Source organism: Sphingorhabdus sp., from assembly GCF_040079335.1.
Classification (GTDB): Bacteria; Pseudomonadota; Alphaproteobacteria; order Sphingomonadales; family Sphingomonadaceae; genus Sphingorhabdus_B.
Window position 1 is genome coordinate 1 of sequence record NZ_JBEBKL010000045.1, and the last position, 19438, is coordinate 19438.

The 19438-nt window shown below is 56.8% G+C and carries 22 protein-coding genes; 16 read left to right on the forward strand and 6 right to left on the reverse strand.

Annotated features, from left to right (window positions below; genetic code table 11):
- The 8 genes from rimM to ABL922_RS11725 all read left to right on the forward strand — a co-directional run.
- Positions 1–373, forward strand: a 373-nt coding sequence (rimM, locus tag ABL922_RS11690; RefSeq protein ID WP_349024385.1) for a ribosome maturation factor RimM, incomplete at its 5' end; no start/stop codon positions are given.
- A 30-nt stretch (positions 374–403) separates the two neighbouring features.
- The gene (locus ABL922_RS11695; RefSeq protein WP_349024386.1) at positions 404–751 is read left to right on the forward strand and encodes an AbrB/MazE/SpoVT family DNA-binding domain-containing protein; all 348 of its coding nucleotides are present in this window, start codon (positions 404–406) and stop codon (positions 749–751) included.
- Entirely contained in the window at positions 748–1125 is a 378-nt protein-coding gene (locus tag ABL922_RS11700; protein WP_349024387.1) for a type II toxin-antitoxin system VapC family toxin, read from the forward strand. Before ABL922_RS11695 ends, ABL922_RS11700 begins: the two co-directional genes overlap by 4 nt.
- A complete protein-coding gene (locus ABL922_RS11705) occupies positions 1125–1445 on the forward strand; it encodes a hypothetical protein (protein ID WP_349024388.1) in 321 nt (106 codons plus the stop codon). Before ABL922_RS11700 ends, ABL922_RS11705 begins: the two co-directional genes overlap by 1 nt.
- Positions 1442–2146 carry a tRNA (guanosine(37)-N1)-methyltransferase TrmD gene (gene trmD / locus ABL922_RS11710; protein WP_349024389.1) on the forward strand — a complete coding sequence of 235 codons (705 nt, stop codon included), beginning with the start codon at positions 1442–1444 and terminating at the stop codon, positions 2144–2146. Before ABL922_RS11705 ends, trmD begins: the two co-directional genes overlap by 4 nt.
- 42 nt (positions 2147–2188) lie before the next feature.
- Positions 2189–2575, forward strand: coding sequence for a 50S ribosomal protein L19 (gene rplS, locus ABL922_RS11715; RefSeq protein ID WP_349024390.1), 387 nt, complete (start codon positions 2189–2191; stop codon positions 2573–2575).
- A 114-nt stretch (positions 2576–2689) separates the two neighbouring features.
- On the forward strand, positions 2690–3715 hold the full coding sequence (locus ABL922_RS11720) for an aspartate-semialdehyde dehydrogenase (protein WP_349024391.1): 1026 nt from the start codon (positions 2690–2692) through the stop codon (positions 3713–3715).
- Positions 3716–3735: 20 nt separating this feature from the next.
- Positions 3736–4389: a 2-hydroxychromene-2-carboxylate isomerase gene (locus tag ABL922_RS11725; protein WP_349024392.1), complete on the forward strand. Its 654-nt coding sequence runs from the start codon at positions 3736–3738 to the stop codon at positions 4387–4389.
- On the opposite strand, the gene ABL922_RS11730 is transcribed toward ABL922_RS11725, so the two are convergent.
- Genes ABL922_RS11730 through ABL922_RS11740 form a run of 3 tightly spaced genes read right to left on the reverse strand, consistent with a single transcriptional unit; the run spans position 4386 to position 7411 of the window.
- Positions 4386–5945 (reverse strand): DHA2 family efflux MFS transporter permease subunit, encoded by a 1560-nt coding sequence (locus ABL922_RS11730; RefSeq protein WP_349024393.1) that lies wholly within the window; start codon positions 5943–5945, stop codon positions 4386–4388. The two genes, ABL922_RS11725 and ABL922_RS11730, sit on opposite strands and share 4 nt — an antisense overlap.
- Positions 5920–6978 carry an HlyD family secretion protein gene (locus ABL922_RS11735; RefSeq protein ID WP_349024394.1) on the reverse strand — a complete coding sequence of 353 codons (1059 nt, stop codon included), beginning with the start codon at positions 6976–6978 and terminating at the stop codon, positions 5920–5922. Before ABL922_RS11735 ends, ABL922_RS11730 begins: the two co-directional genes overlap by 26 nt.
- Positions 6971–7411 (reverse strand): MarR family transcriptional regulator, encoded by a 441-nt coding sequence (locus tag ABL922_RS11740; RefSeq protein ID WP_349024395.1) that lies wholly within the window; start codon positions 7409–7411, stop codon positions 6971–6973. The genes ABL922_RS11735 and ABL922_RS11740 overlap by 8 nt, the downstream gene beginning before the upstream one ends.
- Positions 7412–7486: 75 nt before the next feature.
- On the opposite strand from ABL922_RS11740, the gene ABL922_RS11745 reads away from it, so the two are divergent.
- The 5 genes from ABL922_RS11745 to ABL922_RS11765 are packed head-to-tail and all read left to right on the forward strand — an operon-like array spanning position 7487 to position 11808.
- The gene (locus ABL922_RS11745; RefSeq protein WP_349024396.1) at positions 7487–7933 is read left to right on the forward strand and encodes a GFA family protein; all 447 of its coding nucleotides are present in this window, start codon (positions 7487–7489) and stop codon (positions 7931–7933) included.
- Positions 7930–8691 carry an alpha/beta fold hydrolase gene (locus tag ABL922_RS11750; protein WP_349024397.1) on the forward strand — a complete coding sequence of 254 codons (762 nt, stop codon included), beginning with the start codon at positions 7930–7932 and terminating at the stop codon, positions 8689–8691. The genes ABL922_RS11745 and ABL922_RS11750 overlap by 4 nt, the downstream gene beginning before the upstream one ends.
- The gene (locus ABL922_RS11755; protein WP_349024398.1) at positions 8688–9215 is read left to right on the forward strand and encodes a hypothetical protein; all 528 of its coding nucleotides are present in this window, start codon (positions 8688–8690) and stop codon (positions 9213–9215) included. Before ABL922_RS11750 ends, ABL922_RS11755 begins: the two co-directional genes overlap by 4 nt.
- A 59-nt stretch (positions 9216–9274) precedes the next feature.
- Positions 9275–11086: a M2 family metallopeptidase gene (locus ABL922_RS11760; RefSeq protein WP_349024399.1), complete on the forward strand. Its 1812-nt coding sequence runs from the start codon at positions 9275–9277 to the stop codon at positions 11084–11086.
- Between the two features lie 26 nt (positions 11087–11112).
- On the forward strand, positions 11113–11808 hold the full coding sequence (locus tag ABL922_RS11765) for an SIMPL domain-containing protein (protein ID WP_349024400.1): 696 nt from the start codon (positions 11113–11115) through the stop codon (positions 11806–11808).
- A 6-nt stretch (positions 11809–11814) separates the two neighbouring features.
- Here the strand turns inward: ABL922_RS11765 and ABL922_RS11770 are convergent, their stop codons facing one another.
- The 3 genes from ABL922_RS11770 to ABL922_RS11780 all read right to left on the reverse strand — a co-directional run bounded on the left by ABL922_RS11770 (position 11815) and on the right by ABL922_RS11780 (position 14637).
- Positions 11815–12597: an SDR family NAD(P)-dependent oxidoreductase gene (locus tag ABL922_RS11770; RefSeq protein ID WP_349024401.1), complete on the reverse strand. Its 783-nt coding sequence runs from the start codon at positions 12595–12597 to the stop codon at positions 11815–11817.
- Positions 12598–12605: 8 nt separating this feature from the next.
- Positions 12606–14039, reverse strand: coding sequence for an AMP nucleosidase (locus ABL922_RS11775; protein WP_349024402.1), 1434 nt, complete (start codon positions 14037–14039; stop codon positions 12606–12608).
- 118 nt (positions 14040–14157) lie between these two features.
- Positions 14158–14637 (reverse strand): peroxiredoxin, encoded by a 480-nt coding sequence (locus tag ABL922_RS11780; protein ID WP_349024403.1) that lies wholly within the window; start codon positions 14635–14637, stop codon positions 14158–14160.
- Positions 14638–14865: 228 nt separating this feature from the next.
- Here ABL922_RS11780 and ABL922_RS11785 point away from each other — a divergent pair, with 228 nt between their 5' ends.
- The 3 genes from ABL922_RS11785 to ABL922_RS11795 all read left to right on the forward strand — a co-directional run bounded on the left by ABL922_RS11785 (position 14866) and on the right by ABL922_RS11795 (position 19329).
- Positions 14866–15354 (forward strand): hypothetical protein, encoded by a 489-nt coding sequence (locus tag ABL922_RS11785; protein ID WP_349024404.1) that lies wholly within the window; start codon positions 14866–14868, stop codon positions 15352–15354.
- A gap of 95 nt (positions 15355–15449) precedes the next feature.
- The gene (gene ahcY / locus ABL922_RS11790; protein ID WP_349024405.1) at positions 15450–16847 is read left to right on the forward strand and encodes an adenosylhomocysteinase; all 1398 of its coding nucleotides are present in this window, start codon (positions 15450–15452) and stop codon (positions 16845–16847) included.
- 115 nt (positions 16848–16962) lie between these two features.
- Entirely contained in the window at positions 16963–19329 is a 2367-nt protein-coding gene (locus ABL922_RS11795) for a PAS-domain containing protein (protein WP_349024406.1), read from the forward strand.
- Positions 19330–19438 lie beyond the last annotated feature (109 nt).

A 19438-nucleotide genomic window follows, 5' to 3' on the forward strand; every position in this document is an offset into this window, starting at 1 on the left:
CAAAAGCTATAATGGCGGCGCACTGACGCTGAAATCAGTGCGCGCCCATAAAGGCGGCGCGATCGCGCGCTTTGCCGAGATTGCCGATCGCAACGCCGCAGAGGCGCTGCGTAGCACGCTCCTCACCGTATCACGCGCCGAACTGCCACCGCTGGGCGAGGGCGAATATTATTATAGTGATCTGATAGGCTTACCTTGCGTTTCAACGGAAGGCACTGATCTGGGATTTTGCGTCGCAGTCGATAATTTCGGCGCGGGCGACATATTGGAAATCGAAAAGCCCGACAAAAAACGTTTCATGGTGCCTATGAATGCCAAGGCTGTGCCCGCGTGGGGCGAGACAATCGTGGTTGACGCGGGATTTGTCGATTAGTATATACATCACGTATATACGGAGTCTCTTGTGAGCAAATTGAGCGAAGAACGGCAAGCGTTTCGCACAGATGGGGCGGCTTCTGTTGGCGTGCCCGAAATGGCAACCCGCAAACAGTATCGTACAAAGGTGTTCAAGTCGGGTAATTCGCTGGCTGTGCGGATACCGGCTGGCACCGATTTGAAACCGGGTATGGAAATGGACCTGACCGTGGAGGATGGTGTGATGCTTGCTTTAAAACCCATCGATGCGCCAAAACGCAAAATCGACGTCAGTGGCTTTTGGGGTAAGGCTCCGGGAGCCCGCTTGATCCCGCACGGCGATTTCGACGAGCGGCCCAGCGCGATTGCAGCACGTAAGGCGCTCGAATCCAAGTGATACGCTATCTTATCGACGCCAACTGCGCGATCTACGCAACGTCGGGAGAGTTTGAGGGGATGCGAGAAAAAATTACGGCGTGTGAACCTGGTGAGATCGCCTTTTCGACGATAAGCTATGCGGAGGTGGCGCATGGCACGTATGTGGGAAAGCCGCCTTCACCTGAAGTGCTGGAAGCGTTTATTCGGGCCATTCCGTTGATTCCATTCGATGAAGCGGCTGCGCGGGAATATGCACAACTGCCGTTTAAGCGCGCTCGCTTTGACCGGCTGCTTGCCGCGCATGCACTGAGCATCAACGCGACGGTCGTAACTAACAATGAAAGCGACTTCGCCGATGTGCCGGGGTTGAAGGTTGAGAACTGGACGGTTTGATGGTTTCACTAGTTTTTGCCTTACCTCCAACGGTCGTGCTGCTTTGTTTGATTTTTGGGAGAGTATTTGGAAGCAGATTTCCAGCTAAATGGTGGTTTTGGCGATTGCTCGCTGCACCTGCAATCGGCTTCTTTTTGAGTTTATACATCATACTCACGCCAGCCGAATTGGCGCCAAATTACGACCCGATGATTCATGGAAATCCTGGGCGTTTGGATTTTGCTGCAATTGTGATTTATGGTTTGGCGCTGCCGGTTTTGTATCTGCTTGCGGTACTACCGAGCTGCTTGGCTTATGTTATTTGGCAAGGTCGCAAGTGACCTTCCAAACCCAAATCCTGACCCTCTATCCGGAAATGTTCCCCGGTCCACTGGGCGTGTCTCTCGCGGGACGTGCCTTGGTGGAGGGCAAGTGGGCCTGTTCGCCGATCCAGATCCGCGACTTTGCGAGCGACAAGCATCGCACCGTCGATGATACCCCGGCAGGCGGCGGGGCGGGGATGGTGTTGAAGGCTGACGTCATGGCGGCAGTGGTCGATCATGCTGTTGAAAAAGCGCCTTCATTGCCCGTACTGGCCATGACTCCGCGCGGCAAGCCGATGACGCAACAGCGTGTGCGTGAACTCGCGACCGGCCCGGGTGTAACCATCCTTTGCGGCCGTTTCGAAGGCTTTGACGAGCGCCTGTTTGAGGCCCGGCCTCACATCGAACAGGTCAGCATGGGCGACATCATCCTTTCCGGCGGGGAAATGGGCGCTTTGATGCTATTAGACGCTTGCATTCGGCTGCTTCCCGGCGTAATGGGCGCGCCCGTTAGTGGTGATGATGAGTCCTTTGAACAGGGGCTACTCGAATACCCACATTATACCCGACCTGCTATTTGGGAAGGGCGCACGATCCCTGAAGTGCTGCGATCGGGGGATCATGCGAAGATCGAAGCCTGGCGGAAACAACAGGCCGAGAACGACACACGGTTACGCAGGCCAGACCTTTGGGAGCGTTACAAGAACGCTCGGGACTGACCTGCCTCTGGCGAGCGGCGTGAAGAAGGAAGAAGACAGGCCATGAACCTGATCCAGACGCTTGAGCAAGAGGCGATTGCCGAACTTGCCACCAAGAAGAACATCCCGGAATTCCGGGCCGGTGATACGCTCCGCGTGGGCGTGAAGGTGATCGAAGGCGATCGCACCCGTGTGCAGAACTATGAAGGCGTGTGCATCGCGCGTTCGAACAAGGGCATGGGATCAAATTTCACCGTTCGCAAGATTTCGTTCGGCGAAGGCGTAGAGCGCGTATTCCCGCTCTATTCGCCCAATGTCGAAAGCATCGAAGTGGTTCGTCGCGGCGCCGTGCGTCGTGCGAAGCTCTATTATCTGCGTGGTCGCACCGGCAAGAAGGCACGTATTGCCGAACGCCGCGATCCCCGCATTACTACCAAACAGGAAGGCTGAGGCTGATCCCGTCTGGTTGCATATAACCAAGATACCGAAAGGGCCGGGATCCGCTAAAGGGACCCCGGCCTTTTTCTTTGTCCCGATAGCAAGTTCGAATTTGAGGAATTGAAAATGGGTTATCGAGTTGTAGTCGCTGGCGCCACGGGCAATGTCGGGCGCGAAATGCTGAACATCTTGGCGGAACGCGAATTTCCGGCAGACGAAATCGCTGCAGTCGCTTCGTCACGTTCGGCTGGCCAGACCATCGAATATGGCGAAAGCGGCAAAACCCTCAAAATCCAGAATATCGACCATTTTGATCCGACTGGCTGGGACATGGCATTGTTCGCCATCGGCTCTGACGCGACCAAAATCCACGCGCCGCGCTTTGCCGCTGCAGGCTGCGTGGTGATCGACAACAGCTCGCTCTACCGTATGGACCCCGACGTGCCGTTGATCGTGCCTGAGGTGAACCCTGACGCGATTGACGGCTATAAGGCGCGCAACATCATCGCCAACCCTAACTGCTCGACTGCACAGATGGTCGTCGCACTGAAGCCGTTGCACGATGCTGCGAAAATCCTGCGCGTGGTGGTTTCGACCTATCAGTCGGTTTCGGGCGCGGGCAAGGAAGGCATGGACGAACTGTTCGAACAATCGCGCAACATCTTCGTTGGCGATCAGTCAGAGCCGCGCAAGTTCACCAAGCAGATCGCCTTCAACGTCATCCCGCACATCGACAAATTCCTCGAAGATGGTTCGACCAAGGAAGAGTGGAAGATGGTGGTTGAGACGAAGAAGATCCTCGACCCCAAGATCAAGGTAACCGCAACCTGCGTGCGCGTTCCCGTTTTCGTCGGCCATTCGGAATCGATCAACATCGAATTCGAAAATGAACTGTCAGCGGAAGAAGCGCAGAACATCTTGCGCGAAGCCCCCGGCGTAATGCTGGTCGATAAGCGCGAGGATGGCGGCTATGTGACGCCAGTAGAATGCGTCGGCGACTATGCGACCTTCATCAGCCGCGTGCGCGATGACTCGACAGTCGATAATGGCCTCAATCTGTGGTGCGTTTCGGATAACCTTCGCAAAGGGGCTGCGCTCAACGCCGTGCAGATTGCCGAATTACTTGGCCGTCGGCACTTGAAGAAAGGCTGATTGCGGTTCAGGATGTCGGCATGACACTTCATGCCGACCTCTTCTTCTCTTTCCGCTCTCCCTATTCTTACCTCGCCATTGGCCGATACCGGGCGATGGCGGAGAAGTGGGATGTCGATATCGCGCTGCGTCCGGTCTATCCGCTCGCGATCCGCGAGCCTGATTTCTTTGAACGCAATCCGCCGAATTGGCTGCGTTACACTTTCACCGATATGTTCCGTGTGGCCCAGTTTCACGGCATCCCGTTCGGACCCCCAAGGCCCGATCCGATCGTGCAGAATGTGATGACGCGAAAGATTGCGGACGAGCAGCCCTATATCTTTCGCCTCACGCGGCTGGGGCAAGCTGCGGCTCGGCGTGGCAAGGGTACAGCCTTTGCGCATGAGGCAGGGCGGCTAATCTGGGGCGGTGCGGAAAACTGGCATGAGGGCGATCATCTGGCCGAGGCGGCGCAACGCGCAGGCCTCGATCTGGCGGAGCTTGATGCGGAAGCTGTCGCGGATGCGGAAGCGCTCGACGCTGAAATCCACGCCAACCAGGCGGCGCTTGAGGCCAGTGGCCATTGGGGCGTTCCGACTTTGGTATTCGAAGGCGAGCCCTTCTTCGGGCAGGACCGCATCGAAATGGTGCTCTGGCGAATGCAGCAAAAGGGCTTGGAAAAGCGCGCCGTTTAATCGGGCAATTGCGGCGGAGGCCCCGATGCAGGGGCGATAGGCTTCACTAATAACGTTAGCGGCAGGATTGCCAGCACGATAAAGAATAGCAATTTGAAATCGCTGAGATAGGCCAGCATTGCGGCTTGCCGGTTCACTTCAAGATCGAGAACCCGCAAGAGAACGTCTCCATATGCGCCAAATCGATCGGCTGTTGCCGGATCGATCATATCAAAACTGGACGATGTAATGCGCCCCGCCAGTTCCTCATGATTAATCTGCATGCTGCGCGTCAGCATGGTTACACTAATCGAGATACCGATACTGCTTCCCAGGCTTCGAGCGAGATAAAGAACGCTCGACGCATCAGTCCGCATCGACAGCGGAAGTGATGAAAAGGCGACGACGTTCGTTGGCATGAAGGTCAAACCCATGCCAAGCCCCTGTATCAATCCGACAATAACGAAATTGGACATGCCCATATCGATCGCCCAGCCGGTCATCATCCACATCGACACGGCTATGATCGAAAAGCCGGTGAATATGATCCAGCGAATGTCGAGAAAGGTGATAAGTCGCCCGGCAAGTAACATTCCGATAAGAATGCCTATACCTCGGGGGGCGAGCAGAACGCCGGTATCGAATACAGTATATCCATAAATGTTTTGCAGCATTGGTGGCATCAGCGCAAAGATTGCATACATCATCATGCCGATGAGCGCAGCGAACGTCATTGCAGTAAGAAAGTTGGCATTGGCGATCATGGCAGGATCGAACAGCGGTTTTTTGGCCGTCATGCTGCGTATTAGAAACATCCAGAACGCAGCAATCGCAATGCCCAGTTCGATCAGGATTTCCCAACTCTCGAACCAATCCTCGTGCTGGCCGCGATCGAGCATGAGCTGAAAGGATGCCAGCCCCAACGCAAGCATTGCAAATCCGAAAATGTCCAGTTTCCGGTCAGTCACCGGCCGCGAAGGAAGGAGCCACCAGAGGATGGCAACAGTCGGTATCCCGATCGGCAGGTTTATATAGAAGACCCAGCGCCAGTTGTAGCTTTCGGTCAACCAACCACCGATCATGGGGCCGAAGATAGGTGCCATCATCACCCCCATGCCCCAAATCTGCATGGCTTTCGGGGCTTTTTCAGGTGGATTGATGTCGAGCAGGATTGTTTGAGAAAGTGGCCCGATGAATGCAGCACAAAACCCTTGCAGCACCCGAAACATAACCATCTGCGTCAGGCTTGTGGCAGCACCGCACAACATGGAGGTAAGGATGAATCCGATCACGGCCAGCAAGAACAGGCGGCGCGAACCGAAACGGTCGGACAACCAGCCAGCGGCCGGCATGGCAACTGCAGTGGCGAGTATATAGCTTGTCAGGACCCAACTGACGCTGTCGATGGTCGCGCCGAGACTGGTCTGCATATGCGGTATGGCCACATTGGCGATCGTCGAATCCAGAATCTGGATGATCGATGCGCCCATCACAGCAACGGTAAGCAGCCACTTATGCTCGACCGGTAGCGCTGCCTTTCCGGGTCCGGAGTTACTTGCTGGTGTCGATGCGGACATAGGCCGACAGTCCGGCGATCATCTGCCGCTTTGGCTTTTCTAGAATTTCGATCCGTACCGGAACGCGCTGTGTGACTTTCACCCAATTGCCGCTGGCATTCTGTGCAGGCAAAACCGAAAATTCGGATCCCGTGCCCGCACCGATGCTTGCAACCCGGCCTTTAACCTTCAGGCCGGGATAGGCGTCGAAACTGACGTCAGCGGACTGACCCACACGCATTTTGGCGAGGTCGGTTTCCTTGAAATTGGCTTCAACCCAACCCTTGCCATCAGTCACGATGGTCAGCGCGGGCAGGCCCTGCACCATCATCTGTCCCAATTGCAGCCGGTCGGCCTGACTGACTGTGCCGCTGGCAGCTGCGCGGACTTCGGCTTTGGACAGATCAAGCAATGCCTTGTCGCGCTGGGCTTGCCCTGCAAGAACTCCGGGATTCACGCCCGGCGCCGCGGCTCCAGTCGCCAAAGCGGCGCGAGCCATCTTCGCATCTGCTTCCGCGCGCGCCAATTTGCTACGGGCAGTCGACAGGGCATGTTCTGCGGCTTGTAGCCGCGCTTTGGTAGTAAAGCCGCTCTGCATCAGCGAAGACTGGCGCTTATACTCCTCGGTGAAAAAAGCCACATCGTCGCGCGCTGCCTGGATATCGACGCCGCTATTGCCCAGATCGGTCTGCAGTGTCACCACCTTCACCTGCGCGGCGGCGATCGAAGCCTCGGCCTGTGCAATTGCAATCTTGAACGGCTCTGGATCGATGCGAAACAGCAGGTCGCCAGCATTGACGTGCTGGTTCTCCTTAACCCCGACCTCGACAATCCGTCCGCCGATTTCCGCCGCAACCGAGACTTTGTCCTGCTGCACATAGGCATTGTCAGTGGACACATAATGGTCATTGGCAAGGTAATATGCGATCCCGCCAATTAGAATGAGCAGCGGTACCGAAACCATGATTAACAGCCGCAACCATTTGCGCGGGTGCTTCAGCGGTTCGGTTGCACCTTGCGCTTCGGGTTTCATCTGGGCGTCGGCTTCAGCCATTGGCAGCCTCCGGCGCGCGTCGGGTGAGGTTTAGCCGGATGATATCCAGCATGGCTTCCAATTCGGCTTGCTGGCTGTCGGTAAGTCCAGATACGGCATCGGCGAACAGTTCGTTGGCGAGCGGCTTCAGGTCTTCCAGACGCGACTCGCCAGACGGTGTCAGAAACACACGCCAAGCGCGACGGTCGTTAGGGTCGGCGCGACGTTCGACCAGCCCCGCATCCTGCATCCGGTCGATCATCCGGCCCAGTGTTATCGGCTCAACATCCATCATTTCGGCTAAGGCTACCTGTGAACTGCCGCCAAAACGGTTGAGAAGTCCAAGGACGCGCCATTGCGGCCGGGTGATGCCTTTGGTGCGGACACGCTCGTCAAACGCGCGGCGCATCAATCGTGCCGTATCGCCAATCAGGAAGCCAAGATCTTCACTCATAGCTACCGATATAATAGCAATGCTTATTATATGCAACCTGCTTGCCTTTGAACTGGCTATGGCTAAACCGGTGGAATGACTGAAACGCTCTCCGGCGGCTGCCAGTGCGGCCGTGTTCGTTATGAAGCTAGGGTCGAGAATTTCGACGCCTATTGGTGCCACTGCCGCATGTGTCAAAAAGCCACGGGCGGAATTGCAGCGGCTTTTGTTGAAGTTCCAGCCGCCAACATAAACTGGCTCAGCGAACCAGACTGGTATGAGAGTTCGCCGGTAGCAGTGCGCCCCTTCTGCTCTCACTGCGGCACGCCGCTCGGCTTTCGCTGGAAGGACAATAGCGGCGGCAGCGATCTGACTGTGGGTAGCTTTGACGATCCGTCCCGATTTGTGCCCATCGCGCATGCAGGGGCCGAAGCCATCAATGAAGCGTGGCTCGATACCCGCGAGTTACCGCGGATGCACACATCGACGACGCAGAGCGTAGTAGAGCGTTGGGAAGCATGCGGCCTGGAGGTACCCGAGTGAATATCGATACAGGCTATTTTGAGTCCAGCGATGGCATCCGGTTGGCATGGAGGGAGACCGGCAAAGGGCGTCCTTTGATTCTGATTCACGGTTATTTCAGCGAGGCCGACACAAACTGGATTAAATATGGTCATGCTGCATTGCTGGCGGATGCGGGATTCCGGGTTATCATGCCTGATCTGCGCGCCCATGGGTTAAGCGGAAAGCCCCATGAACCTGTCCACTACCCCAAAGATATTCTGGCTGCCGATCAGTTCGCTCTGATAGAGCATCTGGGACTCAATGATTTCGATCTGGGTGGTTATTCGCTGGGGGGGCGAACGGTGGCGCGCATGTTGGCCAAGGGATGCAATCCGCGCCGGGTGATCATTTCTGGTATGGGGCTGGAAGGCCTCGCCAATACCGGCGCACGCGCCGGGCATTTCCGCCATGTTCTCGAAAATCTGGGCAAGCACGAACGCGGCTCGCCCGCATTTATGGCTGAGGCGTTTTTGAAGACGACGGGCGGCGACCCGGTCGCCTTGCTCGGGATATTGGACACTTTCGTTGATACGCCCATCGAAGTTTTGCAGACTTTCGATCTACCTATCGGGATAATTTGCGGGATCGATGACAATGACAATGGTTCCGCATCTGCGCTGGCGGAGGTGTTGCCCAAAGGGCGGCTGATTGGTGTTCCCGGCAACCATATGAGTGCCGTGATCAAGGCTGAACTTGGTTTGGCCATCCGTGATTTTCTGTTGGAAGAGAGCATATGACCGAAACACTGCTTGAAAAGCGATTCTGGCGCTATTGGCTGGGTGGCTTGCTGATCCTTGCCATCATGATTGCTATGAATCCATGGTTCACCAATGATGTTTCGCCCTGGGGAATCAGGGATCACCAGTCTGCAGCGACTGCGCTACGTGTCGATGCTATTCAGGCGGCCTGGCAAGCGGCGGGTGTGATGGATCTGGCCCGGTTCGGTATCGCACTCGATCTGGTCTATATCGGCATTTACTCTTTTGGCGCCTATTGCGGCGGACGATTGTTTGCGCAGTCTGAAAAGCTCTCTCTGCGCCGTTTGGGATGGGTGATTGTTGCCGCCGCCCTTGTCGTGGGTGTGGCTGACTATGTTGAAACAACATGCCAGTTTGTGCAGGCGATGACGTTCGAGGGCAGCGATGTTCTTGCCGGAGTCGCATCCACCGCGCAGCCGATCAAATCAACGGCGTTTCTGACCAGCTTCTTTGGTCTGCTAGCAGCACTCCTGCTTCGACGAATGGCACGCGCCAGAGCTTGACCTGCTGGGCGGACAGGAGCAGTGCACTTTCCATAATTTGTTTTTGGGGAGTGTTTCCAATGCGAAAATTCGTTTCCACGCTTGCACTTGCGGCTGCGCTTTATGCTGTGCCCGCAGCAGCGCAGAATGCATCACCGACATCTGCCGATGCCGAGGCTTTTATCGCCAAGGCTGAAAAAGACCTGTTCGACTTCTCGATCGAAGGCGGGCGTGTAGCCTGGGTCAATTCAACCTATATCACCGACGATACCGATGCACTTGCCGCAAAATATGGTGAGATCGGCACAGAAAAGGCTGTCGCCTATGCCCTCGAAGCGGCCAAGTTTCAGGCGGTGTCGGGTCTTTCCGCAGAAACGAAGCGGAAGCTGGATATATTGCGCGGCGGATTGGTGCTGCCGGCGCCGACCAAGGATGGTGCTGCTGCAGAGCTGAGCACCATCGCCACCAAGCTGAACTCAACCTATGGCAAGGGCAAGGGCACGCTCAACGGCAATGCGATCAACGGTTCGGATATCGAAGCCGCGATGGGCACCAATCGGAATCCCGAAGAGCTGAAGGAAATGTGGTCAAGCTGGCATGACAATGTCGGCAAGCCGATGGGCAAGGATTATGCCCGTATGGTCGAGATCGCCAATGAGGGCGCGAACGAACTGGGCTTCAAGGATGTCGGCGCGATGTGGCGATCTGGCTATGACATGCCCGCCGATGATTTCGCCAAGCTGACCGATAAGTTGTGGCTGGAGGTGAAGCCGCTCTATGACGAGTTGCACACCTATACCCGTAACAAGCTGAACGCGAAATATGGCGATGCCGTGCAGCCCAAGACCGGCGCCATCCGTGCCGATCTGCTGGGCAATATGTGGGCGCAGGAATGGGGTGGCATTTATGATGTTGTGGCCCCGGCAGGGGCAGGCGATATCGGTTATGACATTGGCGATTTGTTGAAGGCCAAGGGTGTTGACGAAATCGGCATGGTGAAAATCGGCGAAGGCTTTTTCTCGTCGCTGGGCTTTGAGCCGCTGCCCAAAAGCTTTTACGAACGCTCGCAATTCCTGAAGCCGCGCGACCGCGAGGTTGTTTGCCATGCGTCCGCCTGGGATATCGACAATGTAGATGATCTGCGCATCAAGATGTGCATCAAGATCAACACTGACGATTTCGTCACCATCCACCACGAGCTGGGCCATAATTATTACCAGCGCGCCTATAACAAGAAGAGCTATCTGCATCTGAACGGTGCGAATGATGGCTTCCACGAAGCGATTGGCGATGCTGTGGCCCTGTCAATTACACCGGACTATCTGGTTCAGATCGGTCTGCTGGATAAGTCCAAGGTTCCCAGTGCGGATAAGGATACCGGGTTGTTGCTGCGGCAGGCGATGGACAAGGTGGCATTTCTGCCCTTCGGCCTGCTCGTCGACAAATGGCGTTGGGGCGTATTCAATGGTTCGATAGCACCCGCCAACTACAACAAGGGCTGGACCGATTTGCGACGCCAATATCAGGGTATCGTGCCTCCCGTCGAACGTCCGGCAGATGCCTTCGATCCGGGTGCGAAATATCACATTCCGGGTAACACACCCTACACCCGCTATTTCCTCGCCCGCATCCTGCAGTTCCAGTTCTACAAAGCTGCCTGCGACGCTGCTGGCTGGAAGGGGCCGCTGCACCGTTGCTCCTTTTATGGCAACAAGGCAGTCGGCCAGAAATTGAACGCCATGCTCGAAATGGGGGCGTCCAAACCCTGGCCCGATGCGCTTGAAGCCTTCACCGGCAGCCGCGAAATGTCGGGCAAGGCGATGATCGAATATTTTAAACCCTTGATGGATTGGCTGAAAAAGCAGAATAAGGGCCAGAAGAAGGGGTGGTAACGCCCAAAGGGAGGGAAAATGGCGCCATGCGTAACTGGATAGCTTGCCTGTCATTGGCAATATCGGTTCCGGGCGCCGTTTCCGCCCAATCTGTCAATTATCAGTCGCAATTGCTGCTGGGGGAGATTGTCCTCAACATCTCCGGATCGGGCAGCTACACACAGCGGGGTAACATCGTCTATCTGAGCGGCCAGATGGTGTCAGACGCGGCGAGCGCGGTTGATGCCGATGCGCTGAACCAGCAGAATTTCGACATGCTGATCAACAGCCTTGGAACAATGGGGGTCAGCCCAACCCAGATCAGGAAGACGAAACTGGCACCCTCCAGCCAGCCGACCGCCGGACAGGCGCGCTCCGTGTGGCAGATATATATCGACCTTTACGACCAGACCCGTCTTGGCGAGGTGATTTCATCTATGGAAGGCGCCGAGGTCCGCTCGATCCAACCGCCGCAATATGATGTGACCGATCGCAACGCCCTGCTGACCTTTGCCCGTCAGCGTGCGATTGACGATGCTAAGCGACAGGCCGAGGCTTATGCGACTGCGCTCACTATGGTTGTCCGGCGGATAACGCGGATCGAAGAAGTTTCGTCAGGCATTTCTACGACCCCCAAGGGCGGCACGGCCAATGAGGGCGATGTTGTTGCCAATGCCAATGTAAAAGTCGACATTGTCTTCGGCCCGATGTTCAATTCAGCACCCGCGCCCGCCACACCCTGACCGCAATCAGGCGTTACGCGCCATCAAGCCGCCATCGACGGGAATAACCGCGCCGGTGATGAAGCTCGCCGCCGGCAGAACAAGGCTGAGCGTCATGTGCGCGACTTCTTCAGGCCAGGCATATCGGCGCAGCGCTGTGCGGCGCTTCGCGTAAAGCATCTTGTCGTCTTCAGGGACATTGTTGGTCATGCCGGTTCGGATCGGTCCGGGGCAGATGCAGTTGACGGTGATGCCTTCCTTGCCCAGATCGACAGCCATGCCGCGGGTCAGGCCGGTAACGCCGGTTTTTGCGGCGACATAGGGCGTGTCGCCCGGCGTCGCACCTAGCCCCTCGGTAGAAGCGATGTTGACGATACGGGCGGCATCGCTCTTGCGCAGCCAAGGCAGAGCGGCACGCACCGTCCGCTGATGCGCGGTCAACAGAATAGCGAGCGCTCGATCCCAGATCGCATCATATTCATCGTCCGCATCGAGCGGACAGAATGCCGAGATACCGGCATTATTGACGAGGATGTCGATGCCGCCAAAATCGCTGGCGACATTGGCGACCACGGTTTTGATCGCGTCATGAATTGAAACGTCGAGAGCATAGGCGTTCGCCGTGCCGCCACTGGCTCTGATTTCTGCCACGACCGCATCACAGGACGCCTGATCCAGATCGGTAACCGCAACCTTGGCGCCTTCGCTGGCGAACAGGACAGCGGTCGCTCGACCCATCCCGCTTGCGGCACCAGTGACGATAGCGACGCGGCCGGCAATCGAACGGGAAAGCGGTGGGCAAATTTCCATGATGGTCCTTAGCGGAAAGGAGGCTCGTTAAACGCGCGCAGCTTGCGACTATGCAGGCTGTTGCCCGCCTCGCGCAGCAACTCACAAGTCTGGATGCCGATCTGCAGGTGCGCGGCGATGGCTTCTTCATAGAAACGGTTCGCCTGTCCGGGCAGCTTGATTTCGCCATGCAGCGGCTTGTCCGAAACGCAGAGCAGGGTGCCATAGGGCACACGGAAGCGATAGCCTTGCGCCGCGATTGTTGCCGATTCCATATCGATGGCGACGGCGCGCGATTGTGAAAAGCGAAGGGCGCTGTCGGTATAGCGCAATTCCCAATTCCGGTCGTCAGTGGTCACAACCGTGCCCGTGCGCATCCGCCGTTTGAGGTTTGCGCCACTGGTACCCGATACCTGTACTGCAGCCGCTTCCAGCGCTTGCTGGACTTCGGCGATCGGCGGGATCGGGATTTCGGGCGGAAGCACACGGTCGAGGATATTGTCGTCGCGCAAATAGGCGTGGGCGAGCACATAGTCACCAATACGCTGCGTATCGCGCAGGCCACCGCAATGGCCGATCATCAGCCAGACTTCGGGGCGGAGCACCGCGAGGTGATCGCAGATATTTTTCGCGTTGGATGGGCCGACGCCGATATTGACCAGCGTGATGCCACTCTCGCCCTCTGCCATCAGATGATAGGCGGGCATCTGGTGCTTGCGCCACGTGCTGTCGGCGACCAACTGGGCGTGGTCCTCGGTCGATTCGTCCACATAGAGACCGCCTGCACCGGACAAGGCAGTGTAGCGTCCCTTGCCGACCTGTTGGCAGGCCCAGGCGACGAACTCGTCGACATAGCGGTTATAGTTGGTGAACAGGATGTAGCGCTGGAAATGCTCAGGCGGAGTGCCGGTATAATGCTTTAGCCGGGCAAGCGAGAAATCGGTGCGCAAGCCGTCAAACAGCGACAGCGGCGAACCATTTTCACCAGCGATCAGTAAGCCGTCGGCTGCTTCATCGCCAATGTCTGCCAGATCCGTAGCAGGGAACCATTTCGACAATTCGGTGGGCGAAACGTCGCCAAGCTCGAGCCCGTCGAGAACATAAGGGAAGGGGATTTCCTGCTTGCCGGGGCGGACAAGCATTTCCAGTTCATATTGGTCGACCAGCAGGTCGATCTGGCTGCGCAAATAATCGCCGAAGATTTCAGGGCGGGTCAGTGTGGTGCTGTAGGTGCCAGGTTTTTCAAGTCGCCCGAAAGCGAGGTTCGCCGCATTGTCGCGTTCCGTGCCGTTATAGCGGATGACCAGTTCGGGATAGGCAAATGCGCCAATGGCGCGGTCTGCCATGTCGGGCAGGGTGCGGTCTTTCAGATACGCAGCCAGCGCCTGACGGAGCCGTTCAACGGAAGCGTCGTAATGTTCGGTGATTTGGCGGATTATGTCTTGTGTCTGTTTATTGGCCATGAAGGCGGATTCTCCATTTCATGCAATTTGGCAAGCAAAAAGGGCGGGGGAGGCCCCGCCCTTGTGCTGGCAGGATGGTGTAAACCACCCTGTGTCAGTCTGTTATTTCAGCCGTGCGTCAAAGCTGACCGAGCATGTGATCAGCCGAGCTCACCTTGAAATCACCCGGGGCTTCGACATTGATCTGTTCAACCACGCCATCGTTGATAACCATCGAGAAACGCTGGCCGCGCTTGCCCATACCAAAGCCCGAACCGTCCATGGTCAGGCCCACGGCTTCCGCGAAATCGGCATTGCCGTCGGCCAGCATGGTGATGGCATCCGAGCCGCCCGACTTGTTCCAGGCACCCAGCACGAACGCGTCGTTAACCGCTGTGCATGCGATTTCGTCGATGCCCTTGGCTTTCAATTCATCGGCCTTTTCAACAAAGCCGGGAAGGTGGCGGGCCGAGCAGGTGGGGGTGAAAGCGCCGGGAACAGAGAAAAGCGCAACCTTGCGGCCAGCAAAATAGTCCGAACTTTGAACAGGCTGCGGGCCCTCCGCCGTTGCTTTAACCAGTTTCACGTCGGGGAGTTTGTCACCTACTTTGATCGTCATCGCATTTCCTTCCTTGGCCAAAAATATACGCGTCGTGTGACGCATAGAGTGATGCGCATGCCAATCAAATAGGGATTGTCTTCGCCGGTTCCAAGGTCCGCTTGTTCGTCGGGCGTGACATTCGGGCAACAGACCACATGGTTAATTTTCCTTCATTACGCAGGTTGAAATTTCGGTAAACACGATCCGCCATTGTCGCCTCTCCACGTTAGATGGAGGGGTGTTGAAATGAAGAAGATTAAAGGGAGTATCGCTGCGGCTCTGTTGGCTGTTTCACTGGTGGCGACGCCGGCGCAGGCCTGCTGGACCAATGCCGAACAGGATGCAGCGCGCATCGCCAATATGAACCAGATGCTGATGGTGTCGGCGCTGCGTTGCAGGTTCGGAAACGACAATTTCTTGAGCGACTACAACCGGTTTGTGCGCCAGAATAATGATGTTTTGGCGAGCCAGCACAATATCATCAAGGCGCGCTATGCACGCACCATGGGCCAAAAAGCGGCGTTCGCCGAACTGGACCGGTTCATGATCGCGCTTTCCAACTATTATGGCGGCGGACATGGCGATCCGGATTGTGCCAAGCTGGAAAAGCTGTCGGCAGATTTGTCGCGCGGACGTCAGGACGTGAAGACGCTCGCCTTGATTGCTGATGAGGTTGTCGGCGTTCCCCGCCAAGCCTCCCAAGCCTGTTCGGTGAGCATAGCGTCTCGACGTTGAGCAATCATATAAAGCAATCTTTATATTGAGATTGCTTTGCTTGGATATCTCCGCTAGGGGGCTGGCAATTCCAATCCCCTAGCCGGAGTTTTCCTGTGTCTGCAGATTATGTTGTCGCCGACCTTTCGCTTGCCGAATTTGGTCGCGCAGAAATTGCCATCGCTGAAACCGAAATGCCGGGCCTTATGGCTCTGCGGACTGAATATGGTGCTTCGCAGCCGCTAAAGGGTGCGCGTATCACCGGATCGCTCCACATGACGATCCAGACCGCTGTACTGATCGAAACGCTTGTCGCTCTTGGCGCCGACGTGCGCTGGGCCACCTGCAACATCTATTCGACGCAAGATCACGCGGCGGCCGCTATTGCTGCTGCAGGCATCCCGGTATTTGCAATCAAAGGCGAAACGCTGGCCGATTATTGGGACTATGTCGGTAAGATCTTCGACTGGGATGATGGCACCGGCCGAACCGCCAATATGATTCTCGACGATGGCGGCGACGCCACGATGTTTGCGCTCTGGGGCGCGCGCATCGAAGCCGGTGACGAAATGCCAGAGCCTTCAAATGCCGAGGAAATTGAATTCCAGCGCGCGTTAAAAGCCTTCGTCAAAGCGAAGCCCGGTTATCTCACCATGTCGGTTGCGCACATCAAGGGCGTATCGGAAGAAACCACCACGGGCGTCCATCGCCTGTATCAGATCGCCAAGGACGGCAAGCTGCCTTTCCCTGCGATCAATGTGAACGACAGCGTTACCAAGTCGAAATTCGACAACCTCTATGGCTGCAAGGAATCACTGGTCGACGCCATCCGTCGTGCGACTGATGTTATGCTTGCCGGCAAGGTTGCTTGCGTTGCTGGCTTTGGCGATGTCGGCAAGGGTTCTGCCGCTTCGCTGCGTCAGGGTGGCGCACGCGTTATGGTCACCGAAATTGATCCGATCTGCGCTTTGCAAGCGGCAATGGAAGGCTATGAAGTCGTGACGATGGAAGAAGCCGTGCAGCGTTGCGACATCTTCGTGACCGCGACAGGCAATGAAGACGTCATCACCGCCGAGCATATGAAGGCGATGAAGCCGATGTCGATCGTCTGCAACATCGGACATTTCGATAGCGAGATCCAGATTTCGTCGCTCGACAATTATAAGTGGACCGAAGTTAAGCCGGGCACCGATCTGGTCGAATTTCCCGATGGCAAACAGATCATCATTCTTGCCAAGGGCCGCCTCGTAAATCTGGGTTGCGCGACCGGCCACCCCAGCTTTGTGATGTCGTCGAGCTTTACCAACCAGACGCTGGCGCAGATCGAACTGTTCACCAAGACGTCGGAATATAAGAACGACGTCTATGTGCTGCCCAAGCATCTCGACGAGAAGGTGGCGGCGCTGCATTTGGAAAAGCTTGGTGTCAAGCTGACCAAGCTTTCGCCCAAGCAGGCGAGCTATATCGGTGTTCCGACCGAAGGGCCGTTCAAGCCCGAACATTATCGCTATTGATCGGTATATAGACCGATAACGACAAAGGCCCGCCTAGTGCGGGCCTTTTTTGTTGCGTCAGACCTGCATTCGTTGCACCGCAGCGACACGATTTTTCTTTCGGACGGATACCCCGATGCAGGGCGAAAGCCTGACTACAGCACTGATTGGTTTGCTGCTCGCAGCCTGGATAGTTGGCGCGTCTATCGCCATCTGGAATGGCCTGTCGATGCAGCGCAAGGCGCGTGCCTCGCTTCGCCAGACCGCGCGTCTCAGCCGGCTGCTGGAAACATCGCCTGCCTTTCCGGCGATCGTGCGTGCAGATGGAAAGCTGGAGGCATCGGATCGATTTTTCCGGCTTCTCGGCCTGGATCGTCCTATCCCGACAATTGCCGAACTGGTCGGCGAATTTGCCGTGGGTGACGCAGCAGAGGATTGGCAAGGCCTTGCCGAACTGATCCGCGAAGCGCAGCGCACGGGCAAAACACTTTCGCAAAAATTGAGCGTGGCAGGTTCAGACAAGCGCTTCATGGCGAGGGTCGTGTTGGCGGATTCGCAGATCTATCCCAATGGCGCTTCATTGGTCTGGTTGTTTGACCTGACCGATACCGTTCGTGAGCTGGAACGGCTCGAGGGTGATGCCATGATGGCGCGCAACGCGTTCCAAGCGCTGGCTGGCCTGATTGAAGCATCGCCCTTGCCGATGTGGCACCGGGGCCCGGATTATCGCCTCAGCTTTGTGAATACGGCCTATGTAGAGGCGGTGGATGGCCAGAGCGGCGATGATGTCGTTGCCGATGAGATAGAACTGGTCGAACCCGTTGATGGGGTCAACGCACTCAGCGCGGCGGCCAAGGCGCAGGAGGCGGGCAAGCCGGTCGAGCGGCTCGTTTCCGCGACAATTGGCGGCGAACGGCGCCAGATCAAAGTCTATGACATCCCGATGGGGGAAGTGGGCGTAGGTGGCATTGCCATTGATATGCAGGAACTGATCAACGCGCGCACCGATGCTCGGAGACAGGCAGAGGCGCAGCGCAACATGCTCGACAAGATGTCGGCGGCGGTCGCACAATTTGCAGCGGATCGTTCGCTCACTTTCTGGAACCTGCCCTTCCAGCGCCAGTTTGGCATGCGCGAAGAATGGCTGTCTGAGTCCCCCGAATTCGCTCGCGTGTTGGAGCGCATGCGGGAAAGCGGCAAGATGCCCGATGTGCGCGATTTCCCGGAATGGCGGGCCGAGCGCGAAAACTGGTTCCATATCGCGGCGCCGGTTGAAGAGAATTGGCTGTTACCCGATGGCACCCATTTGCGCCTGGTCGGCCAGCCGACAGCAGACAATGGCCTTTTGCTCATCTTTGAAGACCGCACCGAGCAAGCGCAATTGGCCAGCGCGCGCGATACTTTGCTCCGGGTCCGCACAGCAACTTTCAACAATCTGTTCGAGGCTGTTTCGGTCTTTTCCGCCGACACACGCCTCAGCATCTGGAACAGCCGGTTTGAGGAAATATGGGGTGTTGAAGAGGATCTGCTCGCGCAGCACCCCCGTTTTGATGAGCTTCTTCCCCGGCTAGGACCAAGCCTGCAAAAGCCATCGCATGTTTCGATATTGCGCGAGCTGTTGCAGATGACGATTAGCACTAGGCAACCGCGCAAGAGCCGGATTGCTTTCGCTGATGGCCGCATATTCCAGCTTTCAACGGTGCCCTTGCCCGATGGCAACGCTTTGCTCGCAATGCTGGATGTGACGGACAGCTTGCAGATTGAGCAAGCGCTGCGTGATCGCAATGCCGCACTTTCCGAAGCCGACACTATCAAGGGCAAATTCCTGTCGAATATGAGTTACGAATTCCGCACGCCCCTGACCTCGATCGGCGGCTATGCTGAGTTGCTGCAGCAAGGCATTGGCGGCGAACTGCCCCCGCAAGCCAAGGACTATGTCGACGCGATATCGAAATCGGCGGAGCGTCTCGGGCAGCAGATCAATGCCGTGCTCGATTTCACACAAAGCGAGGCCGGAGCGTTACCGGTTGCGCGCAAACCGGTCGACATCGCCGAACTCGTAAACAAAGTTGAGGCGTCGGCGGGCGAGGCCGCAGACAAGGCAAAAGCCAGTCTGGTGCTTGATGTGAAACCCAATGCAGGAACGATCCAGGGTGATGTGGTCCGGTTGAAGCAGGCGATGGATGCCATTGTCGACAACGCCTTGACGCACGGAGGCGAAGGCCTGCGCATATTGATCCACGCGTCAGGTGACCGGAATGGCGTAACGCTGGTTGTATCGGATAATGGGCCGGGGATGGATGCACAGTCGCAGACGATGGCGCTTGATCCGGTTTTGCGCAGCCAGAAAGCGGCGGCAGGACAGGGGATGAATGGCGGTCTCGGCCTTCCTTTGGCGCGCAAGCTGGTCGAATTGCATGGTGGCCAATTCGAGCTCGAATCGCAGCCCGGGGCGGGAACCACAGTTGCTTTGCGGTTACCGCGAACGGCGCCTTCTGCATGATTATTCGCGATGAAGAGGCGATGCGTCGTTTCGGTGCTGAGCTGGCACAGAAGCTGGCGGCAGGCGATCTTTTGACTTTGACGGGTCCGCTAGGGGCAGGCAAAACCGT

Coding starts and splice junctions, on each gene's coding strand:
- ABL922_RS11705 (WP_349024388.1), top strand. CDS start 1,125: ATGGTTTCACTAGTTTTTGCCTTACCTCCAACGGTCGTGCTGCTTTGT.
- rplS (WP_349024390.1), top strand. CDS start 2,189: ATGAACCTGATCCAGACGCTTGAGCAAGAGGCGATTGCCGAACTTGCC.
- ABL922_RS11720 (WP_349024391.1), top strand. CDS start 2,690: ATGGGTTATCGAGTTGTAGTCGCTGGCGCCACGGGCAATGTCGGGCGC.
- ABL922_RS11725 (WP_349024392.1), top strand. CDS start 3,736: ATGACACTTCATGCCGACCTCTTCTTCTCTTTCCGCTCTCCCTATTCT.
- ABL922_RS11730 (WP_349024393.1), bottom strand. CDS start 5,945: ATGTCCGCATCGACACCAGCAAGTAACTCCGGACCCGGAAAGGCAGCG.
- ABL922_RS11735 (WP_349024394.1), bottom strand. CDS start 6,978: ATGGCTGAAGCCGACGCCCAGATGAAACCCGAAGCGCAAGGTGCAACC.
- ABL922_RS11740 (WP_349024395.1), bottom strand. CDS start 7,411: ATGAGTGAAGATCTTGGCTTCCTGATTGGCGATACGGCACGATTGATG.
- ABL922_RS11745 (WP_349024396.1), top strand. CDS start 7,487: ATGACTGAAACGCTCTCCGGCGGCTGCCAGTGCGGCCGTGTTCGTTAT.
- ABL922_RS11755 (WP_349024398.1), top strand. CDS start 8,688: ATGACCGAAACACTGCTTGAAAAGCGATTCTGGCGCTATTGGCTGGGT.
- ABL922_RS11760 (WP_349024399.1), top strand. CDS start 9,275: ATGCGAAAATTCGTTTCCACGCTTGCACTTGCGGCTGCGCTTTATGCT.
- ABL922_RS11765 (WP_349024400.1), top strand. CDS start 11,113: ATGCGTAACTGGATAGCTTGCCTGTCATTGGCAATATCGGTTCCGGGC.
- ABL922_RS11770 (WP_349024401.1), bottom strand. CDS start 12,597: ATGGAAATTTGCCCACCGCTTTCCCGTTCGATTGCCGGCCGCGTCGCT.
- ABL922_RS11775 (WP_349024402.1), bottom strand. CDS start 14,039: ATGGCCAATAAACAGACACAAGACATAATCCGCCAAATCACCGAACAT.
- ABL922_RS11780 (WP_349024403.1), bottom strand. CDS start 14,637: ATGACGATCAAAGTAGGTGACAAACTCCCCGACGTGAAACTGGTTAAA.
- ABL922_RS11785 (WP_349024404.1), top strand. CDS start 14,866: ATGAAGAAGATTAAAGGGAGTATCGCTGCGGCTCTGTTGGCTGTTTCA.
- ABL922_RS11795 (WP_349024406.1), top strand. CDS start 16,963: ATGCAGGGCGAAAGCCTGACTACAGCACTGATTGGTTTGCTGCTCGCA.